The organism is Pseudomonas sp. BF-RE-25 (assembly GCF_019956105.1).
GTDB classification, from domain to species: domain Bacteria; phylum Pseudomonadota; class Gammaproteobacteria; order Pseudomonadales; family Pseudomonadaceae; genus Aquipseudomonas; species Aquipseudomonas migulae.
On sequence record NZ_JAHBDB010000013.1, the window covers coordinates 96,614 to 102,805 of the forward strand.

At 60.6% G+C, this 6,192-nt stretch carries 7 protein-coding genes; 2 read left to right on the forward strand and 5 right to left on the reverse strand.

Annotation, left to right across the window (positions count from 1 at the left end; genetic code table 11):
• Positions 1-2 precede the first annotated feature (2 nt).
• The 4 genes from KGB24_RS08075 to KGB24_RS08090 all read right to left on the reverse strand — a co-directional run bounded on the left by KGB24_RS08075 (position 3) and on the right by KGB24_RS08090 (position 3,683).
• Entirely contained in the window at positions 3-866 is an 864-nt protein-coding gene (locus tag KGB24_RS08075; protein WP_223413591.1) for an efflux RND transporter periplasmic adaptor subunit, read from the reverse strand.
• A gap of 10 nt (positions 867-876) precedes the next feature.
• The gene (locus tag KGB24_RS08080; RefSeq protein ID WP_223413590.1) at positions 877-1,083 is read right to left on the reverse strand and encodes a DUF1656 domain-containing protein; all 207 of its coding nucleotides are present in this window, start codon (positions 1,081-1,083) and stop codon (positions 877-879) included.
• Positions 1,070-3,058 carry an FUSC family protein gene (locus KGB24_RS08085; protein WP_223413589.1) on the reverse strand — a complete coding sequence of 663 codons (1,989 nt, stop codon included), beginning with the start codon at positions 3,056-3,058 and terminating at the stop codon, positions 1,070-1,072. Before KGB24_RS08085 ends, KGB24_RS08080 begins: the two co-directional genes overlap by 14 nt.
• A 157-nt stretch (positions 3,059-3,215) precedes the next feature.
• Positions 3,216-3,683: a ferritin-like domain-containing protein gene (locus KGB24_RS08090; protein ID WP_008038590.1), complete on the reverse strand. Its 468-nt coding sequence runs from the start codon at positions 3,681-3,683 to the stop codon at positions 3,216-3,218.
• Between the two features lie 204 nt (positions 3,684-3,887).
• On the opposite strand from KGB24_RS08090, the gene KGB24_RS08095 reads away from it, so the two are divergent.
• Positions 3,888-4,124, forward strand: a complete 237-nt coding sequence (locus KGB24_RS08095; RefSeq protein ID WP_003213031.1) for a DUF3820 family protein — start codon at positions 3,888-3,890, stop codon at positions 4,122-4,124.
• Positions 4,125-4,133: 9 nt separating this feature from the next.
• A complete protein-coding gene (locus KGB24_RS08100) occupies positions 4,134-5,315 on the forward strand; it encodes an aminotransferase class V-fold PLP-dependent enzyme (RefSeq protein WP_223413588.1) in 1,182 nt (393 codons plus the stop codon).
• 2 nt (positions 5,316-5,317) lie between these two features.
• Here the strand turns inward: KGB24_RS08100 and KGB24_RS08105 are convergent, their stop codons facing one another.
• The gene (locus KGB24_RS08105; protein ID WP_223413587.1) at positions 5,318-6,043 is read right to left on the reverse strand and encodes an intradiol ring-cleavage dioxygenase; all 726 of its coding nucleotides are present in this window, start codon (positions 6,041-6,043) and stop codon (positions 5,318-5,320) included.
• Positions 6,044-6,192: the final 149 nt, after the last annotated feature.

Here is a 6,192-nt window from a genome sequence, read left to right on the forward strand (position 1 = left end):
AGTTACTTCGGTCCTTCCTGCACCTGCACACTCGCCGTCATCCCCGAACTCAAATTGATCCCCTCGGGCACCTTGTCCAGTTTGATTCGCACCGGAATCCGCTGCGCCAGTCTCACCCAGTTAAATGTCGGCTCCACCTCCGCCAACAACTGCCCATCCGGCGTGGTGTTGCGATCGGTAATGCCGCGACTGATGCTTTCCACCTGCCCTTCCAGCGCCTCTCCCGCGCTCATCAACCAGACCTTCACCGGATCGCCGACGCGAATCCGCGGCAGTTTGGTTTCTTCGAAATACGCCTGCACATAAAACGTTGAATCATCGATCAACGCCATCACCGGTTGCCCGGCATTCACGTAATTGCCCTGGGCCAGGCGCAGGTTGGTGATGTGGCCGCTGCGGGGCGCGTGGACCTGACTGCGGGCAAGATTGAGTTCGGCGACTTTGGCTTCGGCCTGGGCTTCACTCAGTTCGCCACGAGCGATGCCGGCGTTGATTTGCGCATTCTCGCGCAGCTCGGCACTGATCGCTTGCGGCCCGAGGCTGGCGCGACGGCTGGCTTCGCGCTCGCGCAGGTTGAGTTGCTGTTGACGGGTCTGCACCACCGCTTGTGCCTTCTCCAGCGCCGCTTCGAAACGGTCGCGGTCAATGCTCAGCAACAGATCGCCGGCCTTCACCGGCTGGTTGTCGAAGGCCTTGAGTTCACGCACCCAGCCCGACACATCCGGGGCGATGACCACCACGTCGGCGCGAATCCGCGCGTCTCGGGTCCACGGCGTGAGCATGTAGTACTGCCACAAATGGAAACCGGCAAAAATCGCCAGCGCCACCAGGCACAGGGTTACCGCGACACGCACGGGTGTACGCATGTTCAACTCCTTATAAAGGTCCGAGGACGACGGTGATCAGGGTCAATACACAGACGTACAAGGCGCAATCGAATAACGCTTCGTGCCAGATCCAGCGACCCGCCGGGGTCAGGCGCAACAGCAGGCGCAAAGCCCCGGTGACCAGCAGCGCCAGCACCACATAAATCAGAAACGGACTGAGCAGCACGCCGCCCACCGACCATTCACGCAAGCCCATGGCTTTGCTCCTGTTGACGGCACCAGGCGCGCCAGCTGTTCTGCAATTGCAGCACCGCGCCCTGGGCCAGTTTCACCGGGTCGCTGGGTGGCAACGCGTACAAGGTTTTCAGGAATTCTTCGCTGGGTTGTTCCAGCGCATCCGCGCAGTGGCCGGCCGGGCCTTGTTCGAGGATGTTTTCCAGTTGTTCGAGATAACGCCGCTGCGCTGCATTGACCGGTGCCTGCGCCGCCGCCAGGCTCAAGCGCAAATGCAGCAGCTCGTCGCCGATGTCGAGACCGAGCAAGCCGTCGTCCCAGCGGCTGCGCGCCGGTTCCGGCAGCTCCGGGTAGTGCCGCGCCAGTTGCAGCAAGCGGTCGGCCATGCGTCCGCCGAACCAGCTTTCGGCACCGCGCAGGTTGCGCCGGGTCAGGCGCACCAGGTCGTCAAGGGTCGCCGCCAGCAAACGCCGACCGTGCCACGTCGGGTTGCGCAGGATCAGCAAGTGGAAGGCCAGCACCGCCGCACCGACGCCCACCACCATGGCTTGAGCGCTGTTGAAGAACGTCGCGACATCAAACTTCATCGCGTTGAGCGGTGACACCAGCACGATGAAATGCAGACAGAACGACGTGGCCGTGGCGCCGATCTGCGGCCTGGCCATGCCCAGCGCACCGAAAAACAAAGGCACGCCCATGCCCATGCAGAGCAGCGCAAAACCACTCCATTGCGGCAGCAGAATCTGCCCGACGAAAAACGCCGCCGGGATCGCCAGAAATATCCCGCGCATGAAACTCATGCCGATTTGCGCGCCATTTTCGCGACTGGCGAACAGGCTGCACACCACACACGTCAGCACCAATGCGCCCGACGCGGCGGGCCATGCAGTGGCCAGCCAGAAACACGACACCACCAGAAACGCCAAGGCACTGCGCGCGCCGAACACCAACGCCAAAGACAGGTCGCGATGCGGTGTCAGGGTGCGCGGCGGGTCGACCGCTTCCTTGCCCTCCTCCACCGCCGTCAATGCCGCGCTCGCCGCCATCGCGGTATCCATCAGCAAGGTGAAACGGACCAGACAGTAACTCTGCGCAGAGCTGATCTGCGGGTCATGGCTGGCGTCGAGCAAGCGCGGGCGCAAGGTTTGCAGCATTGCGGTGTCCGGGCTGGCGAGCGCTTGCTGAACCTCGGTCATCCACGGCATCAATTGCTCGGCTTCCTGCGGTTCAAGCTGCTTCCACTGCCGGCGCACCGAGCGTGCAATGCGCAGCAACATCAACAGTTTCTGGCTCAATCCGCTGATGGCCCGCGCACGCTGCCGACCCAGCCCGCCTTCGAACCAGGCATGTTCGCGCTGGGCATCCACCGCGACGATGCGACCGAGGATTTCCAGCAGCCCCTTGCGCGCCTGACCGTCGCCGGCCAGGGTTGCGCGTGCGGCGTTCATCCCACTCTGCCACGCCGTTCGCGCCTGATCCGCCAGTTGCCGTTCGACGCGCATCGGCCATAGCAGCGCGCTGGCGGCGGTGGCGCAGAGAATGCCCAGACAGATTTCCGTGCAGCGCGCCACGGCTTGGTCAAACACCGTCAGCGGGTGGCTGATGGCGGGTAATGCGATGATCGCCACCGTGTAACCGGCCAGCACAAACGAATAGGACCAGGCACTGCGCAGCAGCGTCGAGCTCGCCGTACACAACCCGAGCCACAACGCCAATGCCAGCAAAAACAGCCACGGCGTCTGGGCGAACAGGCCCATGAACACCACCGACATGAACGTCCCGATCAGCGTCCCCAGCAGCCGCGCCAACCCCTTTTGCACCACCATCCCGGACAACGGCTGAGCGACGATGAACGCTGTCATCAACGCCCAGGCCGGTTGCTCCAGGCCCCAGCGCAATGCCAGCCACAATGCCAGGCCGCCACCGAGTAACGTCTTGATCGCGAACTGCAAGGCGCGGCGGTCAGGCGCGAATAAAGCCTGCAAAGTGATAGGCACGTAAAGCACTCTTGAAAGGACGATTTAACGATAGTCGGGTTCATCGAAGTGACCGGTAAATCAAATTATTAGCTGGCTATCTATCAGGCGTCCAGCGCTAAAACCCAGGCACAAAAAAACGCCAGGCTGGCTGGCGTTTTTGACAGGCTTTACGCGCTTACGAGCGTGCGCGAGCCTGGTTGCGCAGGGCTTTCACCTGATCGTGATTGCGTTGCACGCCGTGATACTGGCGTTCAACCAGGTCACGAATGCCCACCAGGTTGTGCTTGTTGATTTTCTCGATGGCTTCTCGGTAAGCCTTCAGTGCATGGTCTTCACCGCGTTCGGCTTCGTTCAGCACGGCTTCTTCATCCTTGCCGGTGAACACCGCTTTCACGTCGACCCAGCGGCGGTGCAGGTCACCACTGACGCTGGTGGACGTTTCCGGATCGCCGCCCATCGAACGCACCGCAGCCTGCAGTTCGGAAGCCGCAGTGGCGCAGTCGGCGGAGCGAGAGATGAACAGTGTTTTCAGTTCTGGATGCTTGATGTCTTCAGCGCAAGTCTTGAACCCTTCCTGACCATCTTTGCTGGTTTCTATCAGGTCGTTGAGTACAGAGATCGCTTCTTTATTAATGTCGGTCATTTTTCAATTCCTTGCGGGTTGATGAAAGATGCAATAGGTATTGCACCCTGCATGCCAGCCTTGAACTGATAATTTATTTGTTAATTTTCAATAACTTAGTTTTAACGAGAAAATCTGTATCCGTTTTTTTTGCATGATCTGTCAATTGGCCTGCATGCAGAATGCCTGTATTTTCCAAGGCTGTTGAATCAAGACGATCGATTGATGAACCCTGAAAAACTCGAACTGCTGATTACCCGCGAAATGCCCTTCGGCAAATACAAGGGCCGCATCATTGCCGACCTGCCCGGCCCCTACCTGAACTGGTTTGCCCGGGAAGGTTTCCCCCATGGCGAACTGGGCGGACTGCTGGCCCTGATGCAGGAAATCGATCACAACGGCTTGTCGGAACTGCTTGAACCGCTGCGCGCCAAACACGGCAAACCCGCCCCTCGCCACTGAGCCGTCCCCATGCCCGATAACACCCGCCGTGCCCGTGATGAAATGTTCTGGCAAACCTTTGCCGACCGCTATGCCGTCGAACCCGGCCCGATCAACCTTGAGAACGGTTACTTCGGCCGCATGTCGCGCACGGTGGTCGAGGAATACCAGCGCAACATCGAACTCATCAATCGCGGCAACTCGGTGCATGTGCGCCAGCGTTTCGAACAGGGTGAAAACCTGGCGATCGTGAAACGTCTCGCCGACCTGATGGGCGTAACAACCGAATCCGTCGCCTTCACCCGCAACGCCTCAGACGGTTTGCAATCGCTGATCCGCAATTACAATCGCCTGCAACCCGGTGATCAGGTGCTGATCTGCGACCTGGAATACGACACGGTCAAAGGCGCCATGCGTTGGCTGGCCCGGCATCGCGGCGTGGAAGTGATCGAGATCGAACACGCCCACCCCGCCAGTTTCGACAGCCTGCTGGCGACTTACCGCGACGCCTTCGTGCGTTACCCAAAGCTCAAATTGATGGCCCTGACTCACGTCACTCACCGCACCGGCCTGGTGATGCCGGTGCAGGCGATTGCGGCCGCCGCCAGGGAACACGGGATCGACGTGATCCTCGACGGCGCCCATGCGCTCGGCCAGATCGAGTTCAGCCTCGATGACCTCGGCATCGCGTTCGCCGGTTTCAACCTGCACAAATGGATCGGTGCGCCGCTGACCCTGGGCTTCATCTACATCGCCCCGGAGCGCCTCGCCGACATCGACCCGGACATGGGCGAGATGCATTTCCCGATCACCGACATTCGCGCCCGCACGCCGTACAGCACACCCAACATCCCGGCGTTGCTGACCCTGCCGCTGGTGTTCGAAGAACATCGGGCGATGGGCGGTTCCGCCGCCAAGGGCGCCCGACTCAATTACCTGCGCAACCGCTGGGTCAGCGCCGTCCGTGACTTGCCGGGCATCGACGTCATGACCCCGGACGATCCACGACTGTATTGCGGCATCACGTCGATGCGCTTTACCCGGCATGCCGACCAACAAGCAATGGCCGGGCGGCTGCTCAAGGACTTCAACCTGTTTACCGTGGTGCGCAGCGGCGCAGCGAGTGGCCCGTGCATCCGCATCACGCCGGGGCTGACCACCACTGCAGCAGACATGGATGCGCTGAGCGAGGCACTGAACGAGCTGCGCTGACATCACACGGTGTACTTGTCGAAGTCCTCCGGCTTGAGCTGTGATGAAATCGCGAACGTGTCGATGCCAATGGTCATCTGCCCGAAAAAACCGTCTTCTTTCGAATCTCGACCGAGGGTGTGAACGTTCAGGGTCGAGGCTGCGCCGCCCATGCTGGTGTAGAAATAGTCCTCGTCGTTGGTCAGCGCGGTGACGGTTCGGCCGCTGTATTCCCTGGCATTGAGCACCGAACGCGAGGCCACTTCGGGGAAGTACAGTTGGCCGACCCAGGCAACGTGGCGCTCTTCGAGATAGTTGTTGCCGGCGGTCACTCGAATCGCGACGTGTATGTGCAGCGCGCGACCGGCATAGAACCCCGGATAGATCGTGGTGAAACGCACGATGCCCTTCTGGTCGGTGAATTGCCCGCCGCGCAGATATGTGTCGTCGTCGGTACGCGGGATCGCGCCGATATCGCCGACATCGACTTCCTTGTCCGGGTTGACCTTGCTCCACCCCGAATAGGCGCCGCGGGCATTGCAATGCCAGATATCGACGATGGCCCCGTTGACGGGCTCACGGGTCATCGCATCGATGATCGTCAACCGTAGGACCAGCGGAATACCGTCCAGGCCTTCGCTGATGTTTCGTCTGATCAGTTTCGGGTTGCGAAAATACGGACCGGCGATCTGTTCGGGTGACAGCAGGTAAGCCGGTTGTGTGGATGTCACTGAGGTGTTGTCGTCCATGACGTTCTCTCTTCCATAAGATGAACGCAGGTTAACGCGGGACCGGCGGCGAGATGCGGTAACTATGTATCGCATGATGTCCTGTAGGAGCGAGGCTTGCCCGCGAAGGCGTCGATACAGTCAGCATCGGATGTGACTGGGCTGACGCC